Source organism: Dermabacter sp., assembly GCF_032550575.1.
Lineage (GTDB): Bacteria > Actinomycetota > Actinomycetes > Actinomycetales > Dermabacteraceae > Dermabacter > Dermabacter hominis.
This window is the reverse complement of record NZ_JAWFZC010000006.1, coordinates 31,224-48,893: the sequence shown is the minus strand read 5'-3', so window position 1 is coordinate 48,893 and position 17,670 is coordinate 31,224. Positions and strand designations below refer to the sequence as shown.

Annotated in this window: 16 protein-coding genes; 4 read left to right on the top strand and 12 right to left on the bottom strand. The window is 63.8% G+C overall.

Annotation, left to right across the window (positions count from 1 at the left end; translation table 11 throughout):
- Position 1: 1 nt before the first annotated feature.
- Entirely contained in the window at positions 2-943 is a 942-nt protein-coding gene (locus E6X30_RS08085) for an aldo/keto reductase (protein WP_070457473.1), read from the top strand.
- A 78-nt stretch (positions 944-1,021) separates the two neighbouring features.
- Here E6X30_RS08085 and E6X30_RS08080 read toward each other — a convergent pair whose 3' ends face one another.
- From E6X30_RS08080 to E6X30_RS08070, 3 genes are read right to left on the bottom strand one after another with little or no spacing between them, the layout of a single operon-like run.
- Entirely contained in the window at positions 1,022-2,146 is a 1,125-nt protein-coding gene (locus E6X30_RS08080; RefSeq protein ID WP_034371086.1) for an SPFH domain-containing protein, read from the bottom strand.
- A 29-nt stretch (positions 2,147-2,175) separates the two neighbouring features.
- Positions 2,176-2,688, bottom strand: coding sequence for a glutathione peroxidase (locus E6X30_RS08075; protein ID WP_316336005.1), 513 nt, complete (start codon positions 2,686-2,688; stop codon positions 2,176-2,178).
- Positions 2,689-2,748: 60 nt separating this feature from the next.
- Positions 2,749-3,693, bottom strand: coding sequence for a PfkB family carbohydrate kinase (locus E6X30_RS08070; protein ID WP_316336004.1), 945 nt, complete (start codon positions 3,691-3,693; stop codon positions 2,749-2,751).
- Here E6X30_RS08070 and E6X30_RS08065 point away from each other — a divergent pair.
- On the top strand, positions 3,692-4,567 hold the full coding sequence (locus E6X30_RS08065) for an HAD family hydrolase (RefSeq protein ID WP_316336003.1): 876 nt from the start codon (positions 3,692-3,694) through the stop codon (positions 4,565-4,567). The two genes, E6X30_RS08070 and E6X30_RS08065, sit on opposite strands and share 2 nt — an antisense overlap.
- Entirely contained in the window at positions 4,564-5,496 is a 933-nt protein-coding gene (locus E6X30_RS08060; protein ID WP_316336002.1) for a sulfurtransferase, read from the top strand. Before E6X30_RS08065 ends, E6X30_RS08060 begins: the two co-directional genes overlap by 4 nt.
- A 23-nt stretch (positions 5,497-5,519) precedes the next feature.
- On the opposite strand, the gene E6X30_RS08055 is transcribed toward E6X30_RS08060, so the two are convergent.
- The 3 genes from E6X30_RS08055 to mtnN all read right to left on the bottom strand — a co-directional run bounded on the left by E6X30_RS08055 (position 5,520) and on the right by mtnN (position 8,749).
- On the bottom strand, positions 5,520-5,708 hold the full coding sequence (locus E6X30_RS08055) for a hypothetical protein (RefSeq protein WP_016663396.1): 189 nt from the start codon (positions 5,706-5,708) through the stop codon (positions 5,520-5,522).
- Between the two features lie 116 nt (positions 5,709-5,824).
- Positions 5,825-7,645 (bottom strand): BCCT family transporter, encoded by a 1,821-nt coding sequence (locus E6X30_RS08050; RefSeq protein ID WP_316336001.1) that lies wholly within the window; start codon positions 7,643-7,645, stop codon positions 5,825-5,827.
- Between the two features lie 318 nt (positions 7,646-7,963).
- Positions 7,964-8,749, bottom strand: coding sequence for a 5'-methylthioadenosine/S-adenosylhomocysteine nucleosidase (mtnN, locus tag E6X30_RS08045; protein WP_316336000.1), 786 nt, complete (start codon positions 8,747-8,749; stop codon positions 7,964-7,966).
- Between the two features lie 72 nt (positions 8,750-8,821).
- On the opposite strand from mtnN, the gene E6X30_RS08040 reads away from it, so the two are divergent.
- The gene (locus E6X30_RS08040) at positions 8,822-9,736 is read left to right on the top strand and encodes an alpha/beta hydrolase fold domain-containing protein (protein ID WP_316335999.1); all 915 of its coding nucleotides are present in this window, start codon (positions 8,822-8,824) and stop codon (positions 9,734-9,736) included.
- A 27-nt stretch (positions 9,737-9,763) separates the two neighbouring features.
- On the opposite strand, the gene argS is transcribed toward E6X30_RS08040, so the two are convergent.
- From argS to E6X30_RS08010, 6 genes are all read right to left on the bottom strand, one after another.
- Positions 9,764-11,521: an arginine--tRNA ligase gene (argS, locus tag E6X30_RS08035; protein WP_316335998.1), complete on the bottom strand. Its 1,758-nt coding sequence runs from the start codon at positions 11,519-11,521 to the stop codon at positions 9,764-9,766.
- Between the two features lie 192 nt (positions 11,522-11,713).
- Entirely contained in the window at positions 11,714-13,990 is a 2,277-nt protein-coding gene (locus E6X30_RS08030) for an exo-alpha-sialidase (protein ID WP_316335997.1), read from the bottom strand.
- 30 nt (positions 13,991-14,020) lie between these two features.
- Positions 14,021-14,935 (bottom strand): DUF4862 family protein, encoded by a 915-nt coding sequence (locus E6X30_RS08025; protein WP_259893993.1) that lies wholly within the window; start codon positions 14,933-14,935, stop codon positions 14,021-14,023.
- Positions 14,932-15,627, bottom strand: a complete 696-nt coding sequence (locus tag E6X30_RS08020) for an N-acetylmannosamine-6-phosphate 2-epimerase (RefSeq protein ID WP_016663389.1) — start codon at positions 15,625-15,627, stop codon at positions 14,932-14,934. The genes E6X30_RS08025 and E6X30_RS08020 overlap by 4 nt, the downstream gene beginning before the upstream one ends.
- Before the next feature lie 3 nt (positions 15,628-15,630).
- Positions 15,631-16,608 (bottom strand): ROK family protein, encoded by a 978-nt coding sequence (locus E6X30_RS08015; protein ID WP_016663388.1) that lies wholly within the window; start codon positions 16,606-16,608, stop codon positions 15,631-15,633.
- 6 nt (positions 16,609-16,614) lie between these two features.
- Positions 16,615-17,541: a dihydrodipicolinate synthase family protein gene (locus E6X30_RS08010; RefSeq protein ID WP_016663387.1), complete on the bottom strand. Its 927-nt coding sequence runs from the start codon at positions 17,539-17,541 to the stop codon at positions 16,615-16,617.
- Positions 17,542-17,670: the final 129 nt, after the last annotated feature.

Here is a 17,670-nt window from a genome sequence, read left to right as displayed (position 1 = left end):
CATGTCCACAGCAGAACACTCACGCATTCCGTCATTCGCCTACCCTTTGCGGTCCATTGGACGCCTCACCGTGACGCCGCTTGGTCTTGGCGCCATGCCGCTCTCGTTCGAGGAGAAAGCCGACGATACCGAGAACGCGCGCGCCACGGTTGCCGCTGCTCTCGATGCGGGCATCACCCTCGTCGACACCGCTGACATCTACGCGCCCGCATGGAACAAGGTCGGCCATAACGAGCGGCAGGTGGCCGACGCCCTCGAGGCCTACGCCGAGGCGCATCCGGACTTTGACCGGGCGGGCATCACGGTTGCGACCAAGGGTGGCATCACGCGCGCCGAAGGTGAGAAGTGGGGCCGCGACAGTTCCGTCGGCCACTTCCGCACCGCGGTGGTGCGCTCGAAAAAGAATCTTCGAGTCGACGCTATCGACCTGTACTACTTGCACCGCCCCGACCGCACGCGCCTGTACTCGGAGGCGATCGAGACCCTCGCCGAGCTCAAGGACGAGGGGCACGTGAAGAATATCGGCATTTCGAACGCGAGCGTCGAGGAGATTGAGATTGCCCTCGACGTGCTCGGTGAGGGCAACCTCGCGGTCGTGCAAAACGAGTTTTCGCCGCGCTTCAACCACACGAGCTGGGACGAGCTGCAGTTGTGCGGCGAGCACGGCATTACGTTCGTGCCGTGGTCTCCGCTAGGCGGCACAGGCGGGGGAGCCTTCGAGGTGGGTGAGCGCTTCCCCGTGATCGCCGAGATCGCTCGCGCACGCGGTGTGAGCCCCCAGCAGGTCGTTCTCGCCTGGGAGATGTCACTCGGCGACCATGTGCTGCCGATTCCCGGCGCTTCGAGGCCCGCATCCGTTGCGGATTCGGCGATGGCGATGAGCCTTGCGCTCGAGTCCGGCGAGAAGGATGCCCTCAACAAGGAACTGCTGCCGAAGCGCTAAAGCGAGGTGCTGCACACGTCAAAAACGGCGGGCCCGGAATGATCCGGGTCCGCCGTTTTTTAACGGATTGAGGAGCGCTTAGAAGTCCGGGCCGGCATCGCCCATGTGCTCGCGAGTGCTGCTCGCGGCTTCCTCAGCCCTGCGGCGCGCTTCTTCCCTTGCGCGGCGGGCGCGCTCCTTCGCCTCGTTGCGAAGACGCTCGATGTTCTCTTGCGAATTGCCATCGCCGTCAACGGGCACCGCGGGCGCCACGGGAGTGGAATCGCCGTTGATCGTGTCGTTGGCAACCTGCGCCTGGAGAAGCGCCGAGCGGATCTCTTCGCCCATCGCCCCCACGGAGGCGGGATTCGAGGGGAGGAACAGCACGTTCGAGCGACCGTTGCGGGCGACGTCCTGCATCGTGTCGAAGTACTGGGTCATGAGCAGAAGCTGCTCGGCAGTGTTCTCGATGCCAACCTGCTTGAGCATTTCGTACTGCTCAGCGATACCCATCGCGATCGCGCGGCGCTGCGCGGCAACGCCTTCACCCTGCAGGCGCTTGGATTCGGCCTCCGCCTCAGCCTGCGTGACGCGCTTGATCTTGTCGGCTTCGGCGAGCGACTGCGCGGCGACGCGGTCGCGCTGCGCGGCGTTGATCGAGTTCATCGAGTCGCGCACGCGCTGATCCGGAGAGATGTCCTGAACGAGCGTGTTGACGATGTGGAAACCAAATTCCTGCATGCGAGTCGAAAGGGTCGCCTCGACACTGCGAGCAATGTCGTCCTTCGACTCAAACGCCGCGTCAAGATCGAGGCCCGACAGTGCTGAACGCACCGTGTCAAACACGTAGCTGCGGATCTGCGCTTCGGGGTTTGAGAGGCGGTAGTAGGCGTCCTGGACCGATTCCTCGCGGATCACGTACTGCACGGCTACGGGGACCGTCACGAAAACGTTGTCTTTCGTTTTCGACTCGATATTGACCTCGAGCTGGCGAATGCGCAGCGAGATCGGCTTCGTGAGCGTGTCCATGAAGGGAATCTTTGTGTTGAGACCAGGCTTCGCGACGCGCAGGAACTTACCGAAACGCTCCACGATGACGTTTTCCTGCGTCTTCACGGTAAAGAGGATCGAGGAACGCAGACCGCCGAACAGCAGAGCGAGCACCACGAGGATGATGACGATGACGACGATGGCGCTGACGCCAAGGCCGAGAAGGGCTTCCATGAGAGTCCTTTCTGAATGGGTGGGAGTTGTTAGGCCGCGAGGGCCTTGGTGATAGATGTGGCGATGCGTGCGGGAGGGATGGGCGGCGCAAAGCGACGGATGACGTGTCCGTCCCGGCCCACGAGGAACTTCGTGAAGTTCCACGCGATGCGGCCGCCGAGCATGCCGCCACGCTGGTCTTCGAGCCACGTGAAGAGGGGATCAGCACCCCTACCGTTCACCTCGACCTTCGCAAACACGGGAAAGCTTGTGCGAAAGCGCGTCTCGCAAAAGTCGATGATTTCGTCCATTGAACCGGGCTCCTGGTTGCCGAACTGGTTGCAGGGGAATGCGAGAACGCTGAATCCCTGTTCCTCGAAGCGGTCCTGAAGCTCCTGGAGACCTTCGTACTGGGGCGTGAACCCGCATTCACTCGCGGTATTCACAACGAGCGTCACCTTGCCGGCGAACTCGGCGAGGTCGCGCGGTTCGCCGTTTGCGCCTTCGACCGTGAAGTCGAACAAGGTCGCGGGAGCGGACTGCTCGGTGTGCGCAGAGTTCACGAAAGATCCTTAAACGGGGGGCGTGATTGTGACGTGCGATACCAGGATAGCGTGAAGCCCTCAGCGTGCCTCAAGGGACGTCGCGGGATTCGTTGCGAGAAACGCGTCAACCTCCTCGCGCGTGGGGGCCGTGATCGGTCCCTTGCGCGTCACCTTGAGGGCGGCTCCGGCATTGGCGCGGCGCGCAGCATCGAGCCAGGACAGGCCAAGCGCCCGCTCGCCGAGCACAATCCCCGTGTGGGTGTCGCCGGCGCCATTCGTATCGACCGCTTTTTGCGGGTACCCGGGCACGTAGTCGAGGTGGCCGCGCTCGAAAAGATAGCAACCGTCGGACCCATCCCTCACGATCACGACCGCGCCCGTGCCGAGGAGCCGGCCGAGGGCGGGCAGGGTCCCCGCGACGTCGTCGATCCCCGTGATCTCGCGAGCCTCATCCGCATTCGATGTCCACACGTCAGTGCGCGCGAGAACCCGGTCGCGAAGGTCGCGCGGGAACGAGGCAAACGGTGCGCCAGGGTCGAGAACCAGGAGGACGCCCGGTGTGAGGGCGTCGAGGAACGCGAGAAGCGGGTCGCGCGTGGGCTCAAAAAAGCTGTAGCCGCTCACGCACACGAGGTCGCCCAGGCGCGGCTCAAGCAGAGCAAGAGACTCAGCGGTGATGTCACGTTCAGCGCCGTAGCACGTCACGAACGTGCGTTCAGCGGACGGCTCCACGAACACGTAGCAGCTGCCCGTATCTTTTCCCTCGACCACGGGGCTCGACAGGCCAATCCCGTTCTCGCGCAGCACCGCGCGAATGAGATCGCCGTTCGGCCCCTCTCCGTGGGCTCCACCGTGCACGGCCGTCGCGCCCACGCGGGCTGCAGCGAGAGAAATGGTCACGGCGCCGCCTGCATAGGATCTCGGGACGCCAACCGCATTCACGTTGGAGCCCGTGCTTGGAAGCGCGGGCACCTCGATCATGACGTCAACGAGCGCCTGGGCGGTATGGAGAACTCGGGGCATGCCTCGAGTGTACGGGCACTACGATGAGGCAATGCTCCCTCTTGCGCAGCCCGCCCCCGCCCTCATCGCCGCCGACATCGACGGCACATTCGTGGACGACGAAGGAAACATTCCCGGCCGCAACCTCACAGCGATCGCACGCGCTCACGCCTCAGGACTCGACTTTTGCCTCGTCACGGCCCGGCCGCCACGGTGGCTTGCGCGGTTTCGCGGCCTCAGCGCCGGCGCGATCTACGCCGCCAATGGCGCCTACATTCTTGACGCCGCGACGGGGGAGATCCTCGAGGACCGCGGTTTTTCAAAAGACGAGGTCCGCCTTCTCGCCCGCAAGCTCGCCCCGATCCCCGGCCTCGCCCTCTCTGCCGAAACGGCGACCGGGTTCGTGCGCGAACGGAAGTTTCCCTCAGCGCCGGCAGCGGGGGAGAGGGACCACGATTCCGACGCCAGCTTCACCCCGCTGCGCGAAATCTCGTGCGGCGCGGGCAAGATCCTCGCGGTATCGAGCGTCCTTTCGGCGGAGGACTTCTATCGGGAAGTGCGCGCCCGCATCGAGGGCCTCGCGGAACTACACATCTCCACATCCGACGGCCTTGCCGAGCTCAGCCCCCTCGGCATCTCGAAAGCCGCAGCTCTCGACCACGCCTGCCGCACGCGCGACATCGCTCACGCGCAGATTTGGGCCGTGGGCGACATGCCGAACGATTTGCCGATGCTGAGCGCGGCAGGCGTCGGAATTGCCGTGCGCAACGCCCACCCCGACGTGCTCGCCCACGCCGACGCGATCGCCCCCGCCAACACGGACGCCGCAGTGGCCCACGTGATCGACACCGCCCTGAAAGCCCGCGCCCTCGCCCGCACTACGCTGGGAGCATGAGCGACATTGACTGGCACGACCTTCCCCCATTCGTGAGCGCAGCCGCCCTCCTCGAGCGTACGGGAGGCCGCGCACCCGGAAGGGGAAGCGACGGCATTGGGAGCCTCGAACCCGGCACCGGCGACCTGGTGATCGCCGACGTTCGGTGGAGCGTCGCCCAAGGCTCGCTGCGCGAGCACTACCTCGAGGCCCACATCCCCGGTGCCATCTTCGTGGATCTCGAACTCGACCTCACCGGTGCCGGCGCACCACAACGCGGGCGGCACCCCTTCCCCGACGACGACGAACTCTCCGAAAAGCTCGGCAGCCTCGGCATCAACTTCGAGGACACGGTCATCTGCTACGGGGCAGGCGACCCCATGGGCGCCGCGCGCCTCGCGCTCATGCTGCGCTTCGTGGGCGTGAACGCCGCCGTCCTCGACGGAGGCCTCGAGGCCTACGTGCGGGCAGCCGGTGAGGATGCGCTCGAAAGCGGAGACGTGCAGCGTGAGCCGAGCGACTTTCCGTGGCAGCCATACGTGCGGCTCGTGAGCGAGGACGAAGTCCAACACGCGATCCCCACGAAAAGCGCGCTCCTCATCGATGCACGCCCACCCGAACGCTATCGCGGCGAATCCGAAATCCTCGACCCGCGACCCGGGCACATCCCGACCGCGAAAAACGTGCCGTTTACCTCGCTACTGGAATCTGACGGCACCCTGCGCCCACGCGCCGATGTTCGCGCCGCATTTGAAGCAGTGGGAGCCACGACCGAACGAATCACCTTCAACTACTGCGGCTCGGGAGTGAGCGCGGCGTTCAACACGCTCGCGATGGACTACGCCGGATTCGCCCACGTCTACCTCTACGCAGGCTCATACTCTGAGTGGTCTCGCAACCCCGAACGTGCGGTGGAAACGGGAGAAGGGAACGTGTCCGACGCTAGCTGAGCAGCCGTCGGAACCAGGCACCTTTAAGCTGCAGCCGCGCTCTCGTCTGTGGGGGCTGTGCGCTCCTTCAATGCGGCGCGCAGGAGTTCCTCGACGAACTCCGAGAGGGTCATCGATTCGTCGATGGACGCGTGCTTAATCTGCGTGATGAGTTCGATCGGCAGCTGCACGTTGAATTGGCGTTTGGAATACGCCGCGCTTGAGGTAGTCATGACTTAAACCTAACTACCTAGGAGAGCGAAAAGAGGGCCTAAGGGCCCAAGGGAGAGCGAAAGGGGCGTAGCGCGAAGCCGCAATGAGCTCAGCGCCACGCCCCTTCTGTGACGGATCAGTCCTTGTGGCGTTGTGTGAACTGATCGAGGAAACCGCGCTTGCGGGCGCCCTCGGTGGGGGCTGCCTCACTCGCGTCGACCGCCGGGAGTTCAAGCTGGCCCGTTTCCGTGGCCACGCGCTCATACACCCTGTCGGCGACCTCATCCGTGACGTGCTCGGTCACGTGTTCCGTGACGTGCTCGACGAGCTCGCGCCGGCGGATCTGCAGCTCGAGACGCTCGATCATGCGGACCTCGTGGCGCAAGGCGCGGAACATCGAGACGACCATCGCGATCATGACGACCGACCACGGAAGCGCAGCGATCAGCGCAAGCGCCTGAAGGCCGCTCATGCCGGATGCGTCGCCCGAGCCCGTGTAGGCCGCAATGCCGATGAGTGCCGCGGGGATCGCACCGCTCGTGACAGCCCAGAAAATACGGGTGCCTCGGGGCGGTTCCGGATCGCCGCGGTGCGCGATCATGTCGACCACGAACGCGCCGGAGTCCGCCGAGGTGACGAAGAAGATCGTCACGAGAAGAATCGCGAGACCCGAAAGGAGGCTGCTCGCGGGCATCGTCTCGAACACCTGGAAGAGTGCGAGGTCCTTGTCGATACCGCCTTCGGCGTTGAGGAAGTTGACGCCTTCGAACACGCTCTTGTAGATGGCCGTGCCGCCCATGACCGTGAACCACAGAATCGTCACGAGGGTCGGCACGAGCATGACGCCCATGATGAACTCGCGAACGGTGCGGCCACGCGAAATACGCGCGATGAACACGCCCACGAACGGCGACCAGGAGATCCACCAGCCCCAGTAGAACGTCGTCCAGCCATTGAGCCAGGACGCACCCTCATCGCCATAGAACGGCAGGGTCTGAAGGCTCAACGAGATGAAGTTTTGAAGGTAATTGCCAATTCCCGACACGAAGTCACGAAGCAGGAACAGGGTTGGCCCCAGGATCAGCATGATGACGAGGAGCACGCCCGCGAGAATCAGGTTCGTGTTCGAGAGGAACTTGATGCCCTTCTCGAGGCCCGAGGCGACCGAGAGGGTCGCGAGACCCGTGATGACGATGACCATGACGAAGCGCAGCCACGGGTTATCGGGCAGCAAACCGAGGTGCACGAGCCCCGCGGAAATCTGGTTCACGCCGAAGCCGAGCGAGGTTGCGACACCGAAGAGGGTGCCGATAACGGCGATCGTGTCAATGACGTTGCCGATCCACGTATCGGTGTGGCGGCCAAGGATAGGCTCGAGCGCCCAGCGCACGGAGAGCGGGCGGCCGCGACGGTGCGTTGCGTACGCAACGGCGAGGCCTACGACGACGTAGATGCCCCACGCGTGCAGGCCCCAGTGAAGGAACACCTGCGCCATAGCCTTAGGCGCGCGGGCCGCATCGGGAAGCTCCGCGATGTTCGGCGGCGGGTTTGATGCGAAGAAGGTGAGAGGTTCAGCAGCCCCCCAGAATACGAGGCCGATGCCCATGCCGGCCGCGAACAACATCGCGAACCACGACATGAGGCTGTACTGCGGTTCTTCGTCGTCCTTGCCGAGCTTGATCGAGCCGAGCCGAGAGAACGCGAGTACAGCTGCCGCGGCGACGAAGAACGTGGCCGCGAGAATGTAGTACCACCCGACGCTCGCGACGATCGTCGAGTTGATGGTGCTCACGACGGTGTTGAACTGATCGGGCAGAAGCACGGAGAAGAGCACCGCGACGATGATGATCGCGGCCGAGGGGTAAAAGACACCCTTCGCCATGCCGTAGTGCCGCGGCCCTTTCTCGCCGGGCGGGGTTTCGGGGCGCGTGGGTTTTGTGGCCGTTGCGCTCGTCAAGGCCAACCTCCTTCAATGTGGGTAAAAGGCAATAAAAAACAGCCCCTAGGGCTGTCCTTGCCTCCCTACCGTACATGAAAAGCGGTTTTGGAAGCGCCCTTCGGTGAACGTCCTCACCACGAAGCCTGGTCGGCCGGGCTCCTCACGTTCGGCCGATCTCGCGAGTGGGGAAAGTGGTGAAACACGGCGTTAGGAGTCGGTTTTTGCGCGTGAGGTGGCGGTTTTTCACCACTTTCAGATAGGGGGAAGGGGAAAGGAGACAGGGGGGAGGGGAAGCAGGGGGAGAGAAAGGGAAGGGGAAGGGGAGGGAGGGGTGGCCTACCGCAGGGCAGGCAGCGCCTGCGCGAGGGCCTGGGCCGACGCCTGCGCAGCCACCTCGAGGCCAATATGAAACTCCTCGTTCGCCCGCGGTGAGCACAGATCGCTGACCGCGCGTAGCGCGAGGAACGGCACCTGCATCAGGTGCGCGACATGCGCAAACGCACACGATTCCATGTCGGCGGTGATGGCGCCCGGGAACTTCGCGCGCATGCCGTCAGCGATGTCTGCCGTGACAAAGGCATCGCCTGAAAGCATGAGGCCCGCACGAGCAGGAAGGCCCGCCGCCTCGACAGCCTCGAGGGCGCGGCGTGCACGCGTCTCGCACTCCTCCCTGCCGAACTGTGCGGGAGCACCCGGTACCTGGCCAGTCTCGTAACCGAAAGCCGTGGCCTCCGCGATCGAATACGCATAGGAAGAGCCAATCGCGACCGTGCCCACGGTGATGTCCTCAGCGAGGCCACCGCAACTGCCCACATTTACGATGAGGCGCGGCGAAAACTCGCCCACGGCCCACGCGAGCACGGCGCTCGCGGCTGCCGTGCCGACGCCCGTCGTCACAAGCGCGATAGGAGCCTGGCAACCGTCGGACCCCTGCGCTCCGGAGCCCGCACACTCGAGTGTGCCCACCGATGCGTTTACCTCGCCGGACGCGCCCGCACCGCGTCCCTTCCCGCCGCCCGCAAATGGGTGAGCGACCGCGCGAAGGTTTGTGCAGAGGGACGAAACGGCGGCAGCCTCGTCAGCCATCGCCGCGACAACGAGAACATCAACGTGAGAAGTCATGGAGCCAGTATCTCGTAAGGTCGAAACACTAGCCTTAAGGTGATTCGCGCATCGAGCCAGGAGGATCCCACCATGGGTCGCATCAAGCACTACGCCGCCATCGCGGGCCGCACACTCACGCGCACCCCGCTTCCCAACTTCGTGTACGAAATTGGGTTCGGCAAGGTGCGAATTGCCAAGCCACCCGCACCCGTGCAGAAACGGCACGCGATCGACATCGAACTGATCAACCGCACGCGAACCGTGTGGCTCGACAAGCACAAGGCCGATCGCGGCATCATCGTGTACCTCCACGGCGGCAGCTACATGGCGGGACCGTTCGTCGGCGACTGGGAGTGGCTCAGCAAGCAGGTCGACGAGCGCGAGTGCGCGGGGCTCCTCATCGACTACCGCTATGGCCCCGACTACATGCACCCCACGGCCCTCGAGGACACCTTCGAAGTTATCAAGGCACTCGCCGCCGAGGGCCTCATCACCCAGGGCAACTGGGCGGTCGCCGGTCACCAGAGTGGTGCGGGGCTCGCACTGTCGCTTGCCTCGCTCGTGAACACGAGGGTCGACGGTGGCCTCGCAAACGCGAAGGCTAAGCCCGCCGGCATCGTGCTCATGAACCCCCTGCTCGATCTCGAATTCACCAATCTCGAACTGAGCGAAACGAACCAGCACGACCCCGTGCACGAGCGCCGCATCATGCAGCTCGCTGCAAAGAAGTATGCGGGGCGCACCCCGCTCGATGATCCGGCGCTCTCGCCGCTCAACGGCGATCTCAAAGGCCTGCCGCCCGTGCACCTGAGCGTTGGCACGAAGGACCTGTTCCTCACCGATTCGCGGATCGTCACGCACCAGTTCGACCGCGAGGGAATCGACCTCACCTACCGCGAGATCCCCGGGAAAATCAGCGTCACCCCGAGGCTCCGCCGCGGTGACGACATGGCCCGCCTCCTCGAGGAACAAAAGGGGTTCCTCGAGAAGCCCCTCGGGAAATAACGCCGCGGCCGCGCGGGCCGCGCCGACTCACATCTGCGCGGGAGCCTGCACACCGAGCAGGTCCAGGCCCGCAACGAGAGTGCGCTCGGTGAGCTTTGCGAGAGCGAGGCGGCCGAGGCGCACGTCTTCGCACGCATCCTTGAGGATCGGGGACTTCTCGTAGAAGCTCATGAATGCCTGCGCGAGGTCGAACAGGTACGCCGCGAGCTTGTGAGGCACGTACTGGGCACCGACTTCCGCCACCGTGGGCGCGAACTGCAAGAGTTGAAGGGCAAGGGCGCGTTCCGGATCATCAACGACGCGCGGTGCTGCCGCATCGACCTGCTCCGAGGAAATTCCCTGGTCAGCGGCTTTGCGGTGGATCGAGCGGATGCGCGCGACCGCGTACTGGAGGTACGGCGCCGTGTTGCCCTGGAGAGCGAGCATGCGGTCGAGGTCGAACACGTAATCGGAATCGTGCGCGGTTGAGAGGTCCGCGTACTTGATGCTTCCGATGCCGATTTGGCGAGCGATTGTGGCTCGCTCGTCTTCGGGAAGATCAGGGCGAAGCTCGTCGATCACGGAGCGAGCCTTCACGACGCCCTCCTCGAGGAGCGCCATGAGGCGCAGCGAGGAACCAGAGCGTGTGCGGAGGATCTTGCCATCCTCGCCGAGAACCGAACCGATCTTCACGTGCTCCGCATCGACGGTTTCGGGGAGCCAACCGGCCTCGCGCGCAGTCGTGAAAACCATCTGGAAGTGAAGCTCCTGCGAGGAGCCCACGACGTACGCGATCCGGTCTGCTCCGAGGTCATTCACGCGGTGGCGAATCGCCGCGAAATCGGTCGTCGCGTAACCGTAGCCGCCGTCGGACTTACGAATGATGAGCGGAAGAGGCTGCTCGTCGCGGCCCGTGAATCCAGCCGGGAATACGCACAGAGCGCCATCCGAGACACGCGCGATCCCTGCCTTCTCGAGGTCATCGCACACGCCCGCGAGCGCGTCGTTATAGGTCGATTCGCCCGCGAGGTCCTCATCGGTGAGGGTCACGTCGAGCATGTCGTAGATGCGGTGGAAGTACTGCTTCGAGAGCCCCACGAGCCTCGTCCACATCGCGAGCGTTGCCTCGTCGCCCGACTGCAGGGTCGCGACTCGTGCACGCGCGCGCTTCGCGAAATCGGTCTGCTCCGTATCTGCATCGAATTTCGCGCGTGCCGCCTGGTAGAACGCGTTCGGGTCGGTCTCGAGAAGTTTCGCCTCTTCCGAATCCTCGCCCACTTCAAGCAGGTGTTCAATGAGCATGCCGAACGGCGTGCCCCAGTCGCCGATGTGGTTCTGGCGCACAACCTTGTGGCCTTCGAACTCGAGCACGCGTGCGAGCGCATCGCCCACGACCGTCGTGCGCAGGTGGCCAACGTGCATTTCTTTCGCGACGTTCGGCGCCGAGTAGTCGATGACGATCGTCTCTGGCTCATCGGGGGTCGTGACGCCAAGGCGCTCATCCTCGTGAAGCCCAGCCGCCTGGGAGGCGACCCATTCGGTCTTGAGCGTGATGTTGAGGAAGCCCGGTCCGGCAATCTCGGGCGTCTCCGCGATGTCGTCAAGCTGGACGTTGTCAAGAATCTGCTGGGCAAGGTCCCGCGGCTTCGCGCCGAGCTTCTTCGCGAGGCCCATCGCCGCGTTGCACTGGAAGTCCGAGAACTTCCCCGGCCTGATAATCGGGTCAGCTGTGCGGTATTCCTCGCCGAAAGCCTCGGCGAAGGCATTCTGGAAACGTTCAGTGAGGGCAAGTTCCGGTGCAGTCATACCCCAAGCCTACGGCGTCAAGCGGAGCCAGGTCATGCCGGAAGGGGTCTCGGAAGGGACGGTTTCGTCACGCAGGCGGCGCGTGGGCCCTTGAGAAGGCTCCGACGGTTGCTCACACAACTGAGGCGGCTCCGCCTTGTCGGCGGAGCCGCCCGTTTCTTTTGCGTGGCAATGTGGATCGAGATGGCGAGATTAGTGCTTTCCGCGCTCGCGTGCTCCGAACGTCAGCGCAATTCCTGCGGCGAGGACTGCCGTCGCGGTGCTGGCGATGAGCAGTGCTGACGTACCCGTGCGCGGAAGGGTGCGGGAGGGCATTGAGCTCTGCCCCGTGTTTGCGCCTACCGCCCGCGGTGTTCTTGCTGCCTGGTCGTGTGCCTGCTGGGGCTCGAAGCTCTCCGAACTCGCACGACCCGGGTCATTCTCGGAGATTGCGGGGGCATCCTCGCTCGGCACTCTCGGTTCGTTTGGTTCAGTCGGGTCACCTTGCTCAACCGGGTCAGGTTGTTCGCCGGTCGGGGTGTCCGACGGTTCCTCGCCCGCATTGTCGTCCGACTCTTCGGCTGGCGGTTCTGCGGGCTTTTCGTCGGGAGCTACGAGCCAGACTTTCTCGCCGGTGACGGTGATCGTGACGGGATCGAGACCCCTGCGCGTGAGTTCCCACGTGCTTTCGGGAATGAAATAGCCACGTTCGAGATCCTGCTCAGTGACCGTGTAGCGGGGTGTGGAACACGTGTACCCATCACCGGGTTTGAGATCGCGCCAGCGACAGTTGCCGGGGCCCTCCGGCACGAGCGGAGAGAGGTTGCTGGAGACCGGTGTCACGGTTTCGGTGACGTTTGCCGTCGAATCGACGCGGAATGTGTAGGGGACCTCGTCACCCACTTTGTAGGGATTTTTCACGAGGTCGCGTTCAGGCTCACCAGGCGTTCCCACGATCGTGGCGCCGAGAGTATCGGGTGCAGTGTTGATGACGTTGAGATCGAGATCCCCGCGAACGGTGATGTCGGCGGCCGCGACGCGTACGTCGCCGTGCACTTCGCACTTTGGAGCCCATGCGGGAGCCGAAACCTTGAGAGTGACCGTCGTGCTCTCACCCGGCTTGAGCGCCGGGGTTTCCACGGTAGGTGCGCTCCAGCCCTTTGGAAGGTCGACAGTCGCCGTGCCAGAGGTGAGATCCCGGGTGTCGTCATTGCGCAGAGTGAATGTGACCTCGCTCGTGCTTCCCGCACCGATATCGGCAGCTGCCTCGCCAAAGGCCGCGCAGAAGGGATTCAGGAACTCCCTCGTGAACGCACCGTAGCGCTGCTCGTTCTTCGCGGACTCGTAGAACACACCGAAAGAACCATCTTCGAGCGCGACGAGATCCGAGTACGACGTGTCCCCAGCATTGAACGTGGTGACCGTCGGCCAAGTCTTGCCCGAGTCGCACGAGTAGCGGATGCTGCCGTTCGTGCGGCCGCTCGAGGAGTTGGCGTTCGAGAAGAGCAGTTCCTGTGCCGCGCGTGACTCAGGAGCGGCCGCGGGGTTCATGCGGATGATCGACGCGTTGTTGCGCGGATCAGTGAGAGTGTGGTCGAGCGACGGTTCGCTCCACGTCTCGCCGCCGTCCTTCGAATAGGCGACCCAGCGCGCGGTATACGTGTCATGAGCACGCGAGTTCATCATGAGCGTGCCATCAGCGAGCTCCACAACCTTGTTTTCGTCCATCTTCGTTCCCACGGGCGTGCCCATGTGCCACGTGGCGCCATGATCATCGGAGTACACCGAGTAGGCGCGCACGGTTCCATCGGTGAAGGCGCCTGCGTATTGCTGCACGAGACGTCCTTTGTGAGTACCGTTCTTGATTTGAATACCGTGGCCGCTTGTCGCAAACGTCGCGCGCACGCCCTCAGGCTTGACCGTTTCGGTGAGGGAGCGAAGCTCCCACGTCTCGCCATTGTCCTTCGACACGGCCACCGAAGCACTCATGACCTTGCGATCAGCATCATCATTGCCCTCGTGGCTATTCCAAAAACCCGTGTCCTTCGAGTGCACGAAGAACGTGAAAAGATTTCCCGTTTCCTCGTCGTACACGAAGCTAGGGTCCGAGTAGCCGTGGATCGGCTTCTCAACCTTGCCTGCGGCGATCACGGTTTGGGGCCCGAAAGTTTTTCCACCATCGGTCGAACGCCTCATGAGGATCGAATTTGGTCCGGGTGCATCGGTGCCCGTCGGTCGGCCGTCGTAAGCAGCAAGGACATCGCCGTTCTTGAGCTGGATGACGGCAGGGATGCGGTAGTTGCCGAACCCACCTTCACCGCCCATAGCGATGCGTTGCGATGTGAAACTCGATTCGGACGCGGGAGCGTCGGCCGCTCCTGGCGAGTCAGAAGGCGCCGCGAGCGCCGACATTGGTACGCCGAGCGCAAGTGCCACCGTTGCGCCAAAGGCGAGCCCTCTCGCTCGAAGGGAAAGGGGGGAATTCATCATTGGACTCCTTTTCGTGAGGCGTCGTGCGGGCTATCCCGCGCGGCTGAAGGCGGAACGCATCGGCTCCGCGACGCGTGCAAGCACGCGAGACCTCTCGTGAGCCGTGAGCCCTCGAGGGGTCTGGATCTTGACGCCTGCATAAAGCAGGTTGCCTACGGCAGCGGACATGCACGAGGTGAGTGCGTCGTCCGTCAACAGTGACGAAGGCTCATGGTCGACGTGGGGGAGGTGAGTGTCGGCCCACTGAGCGCCGTACATCGGGGTGCCGGCGCCCGCGCCCGAGGCCATGAACGCCCGCAAAACCCCCGCTCGCGAGGCATAGCGCACGTGTTCGAGTGGTGTTTGAGGATCGCGGGTTTCGAGCGCCGAACGACCCCAGTTGAGCGCGATGCCCACCCCAGTCTCCTTCGCGACGCGCACTTCCTCCTCGAGAGGAAGGAAGCGCTTTTCGCCCGGGAACGGCGAGCCAGCGGCATCGCAGTGCTCGATCACGAACTCGGGGTCGCCCTCGATCCGCTCTCTCATGAGCGTCTCAAGTGAGTGAGCAAAGGCGCTCGAATCTGCGTGATCAGTGGGAGCGGAGTGAATCTCGATCGCCATGACAGCGCCCTCGAGTTCGCGTGAGGCCCGCACAATCTCCCTTACAAAGTCGAGCGCCGCCTCCCGACCGTCGGTATCTCGAGAGGCGAGGCCGAAGGAAGGGGCTTTCGCGAGGCGCTGCATCGTCCCAGGAATTGCCGTGATGACGTGCTGCGTGAACGGTGCACCCTTGACGAGCGCGAGATTGGGCAGCGAAGAGCGGTAGGGGAGCTCGAGACCATCAAATCCCTTGGGCTGTGCGAGCGCCGAGTAAAGCTCACGCGTATCCTGTTCGGCTCGCTCACCCGTGAGTGCAGGCTCAAGCGCGGCGTAAGCCCCCGCGATCCACACCGGCGCGGCATTCATGCTCGCTCACCGGCTCCGCGCACGGCGGCATCGAACCACGTCGTGATCGACGTCGGGTGCGTAATTGCGGTCCCCACCACGACTGCGAATGCTCCCGCCTCGCGACATGCCGCCGCATGGGCTTGACTGTGTACGCGCCCTTCGGCAACGACGGCGCGCCCGGGCAACTTCTCCACGAGGCTCGCGAGCAACTCGAGATCGGGACCGTCGGTCTTCTCGCGCGCTCCCGTATATCCCGCGAGGGTCGTGCCGATGATGTCGACGCCCGCCTCGGCTGCTGCAAGAGCGGACTCCTCGCTATCGCAATCAGCCATGATCGGTGCCTTGCTTCGTTCACGAATCCGCGCGACAGTTTCGGCAAAAGTGAGCCCATCGGGACGCTCACGAAGCGTCCCATCGAGCGCGAGAATGTCCGCACCCGCATCGAGAACTGCCTCGCAATGCTTGAGTGTTGGCGTGATAAACACGCCCTCGTTTCCGTCCTTCCAAATGCCGATCACGGGAACGTTGTTCACGGCAGCCTTCACCTGGCGAATATCGTCGAGACCCTGCGCACGAACGGCGCTTGCTCCGCCCTGTTCAACGGCCGCGGCAATCTGCGCCATCGTGCGCGGATCGCGCATGGGCTCGCCCGGGTAGGCCTGACACGAGACGATAAGGGAGCCCTCGAGGGCTTTGACGATGGGGTGCATGGTTCAGCCTTCCGTGGCGGTTTCAGTCAGTGCGAAATGTGCGGCACCAAGGAGCGCCGCGTGGTTGCCCGCGCTTGCGGGCACGATGGGAGTATTTCCGACGGCATCCATGGCACTCTCGCGCACACCTTTGCGAAGCGCAGCCCACCACCCGTCACCGGCGGCGCCGCTCGCGGAAGCGACGCCTCCCGTGATTGCGACGACGTGGGGGTCGACGACATTGAGTTGGTCGCCTATTGCGCGGCCGGTGAGACGGCCCGCGTCGATGAGTGTTTCGAGAGCGATTGTCGAACCGTCGTTCGCGAGATCCGCGACTTCGCGTGTGGAAGCTGCGGGGATTCCGCGCCTCGTGAGCTCGGCCGCGATGCCGGGACCAGACGCAAACCCTTCGAGGTGTCCGCGCCTCCCACATGTGCACACGAGTTCTTCGACACCGGGAATCCCCGCGGTACGCACGTGCCCGATGTGGCCAGCGGCGCCACGCGCACCCGTAAGGACTTCCCCGTGGGTGACGAAGGCGCCACCGATGCCCGTGCCAACGGCCACGAGAAGTAGCGAATCGCGGTCCTTGCCTGCGCCGAACATGGCTTCTCCGAGGCCGTGCGCGTGAACGTCGTTGAGGACGCGGGTGTGTGCGCCGAACTCAGCGCGGAAAACACTCGCAAGATTCGTGCCCGGCCAGCCCTGAAGTGCATCGGTGGCGGCGGTGACGAGCCCTCGTGCTGTATCGATCACGCCCGCCGAAGCAATTCCGATGGCTTTGAGGGTCTCCTCATCGTCGCCGGCGAGGCTAAGGGCCTCGCGGGCGACTGCAAGTGATGCGGCAAGAACGGCCTTCGCGCCGTCGCGGGCGGGCGTCGCAGTCGTGGCTACCTGGCAGAGGGAAGGTGCGGCCGCGCCCTCCTCGAAAACCACCACGGCGGCATTGATTTTAGTCCCGCCGAGATCAACGGCGAGCACGCGCGTGGGCCCGGCAGTCATGATTGCCTACTTGAGAAGACCGGTTGACTGGAGGATTCCGCGGATCTTTTCAACCGATTCGCCCTCGATTGGGGTCATCGGTTCACTCATCATGTTCGTGGCGAACAGCCCGAGTTCGCGAAGCGCCGTCTTAAATGCGCCGACGCCAGCGGCGGGGCCGGTTTTGCCAACGGGCTGGAACACGATTTCGAACAGCGCGGCAAGGCGATCTTGTTCGGTTCGTACCTTTTGCCAATCCCCTTCCACGAAGGCTTTGTGCATGCGCACGTAGCCCGCCGGATCGACATTGCCGAGGCCCGGCACCGATCCATCAGCGCCGGAGAGGTAAGCGCCGTCTACGACAACTTCGTGTCCCGTGAGCACGCTCAGCGGACTGCCCGCGGCACGATTCATGGCGGTCAGCCGTCGGAATGACACATCATCGCCTGAGGAATCTTTGACGCCCGTGAGTAGTCCTTCGCTGCCAAGCGCCACGAGCATGTGTGGGCTCAGCTTGACGTGCACGCATACCGGCAGGTCATAGGCCCATACGGGAACCTCGGCGTGTTCACCGAGTACTCGGAAGTGACGTTCGATCTCGGCTGGGCCCGTGATGGCATAGAAGGGCGCGGTCGCGACGACGCCTGCTACGCCGTACTTCTGAGCAGTTTTGACATGCTCAAGAACGCGGTTCGTTTCTGTGTCGATCACGCCGGCGAGAACGGGGACGCGGCCGGCGACCACACCGGTAACGGTTTCAAGGATTTGCTCGCGCATGCGATCTGTATGGAATACGACTTCACTCGAAGATCCGAGAGCGAAAATCCCGTCGACGCCGCCCTCGATCAGGTGGTTGACGAGGCGCTCGAGAGATTCGACATCGAGTTCGCGGGAATTTGTGAGTGGAATGACAAGGGGCGGGATAACGCCCGCGAGGCGTCCCTGGGGGGCCATAGCAAAAAATCCTTCTGTTCGAGGTTCCGCCGCTTCGTTGCCGACGGTCCAGCTCATGTAACCAGACGTCAGATGTCTGATGTCTGACAACAGACTAGAGTGAGTGGGGAGTTACGTCAAGGCGTTCAG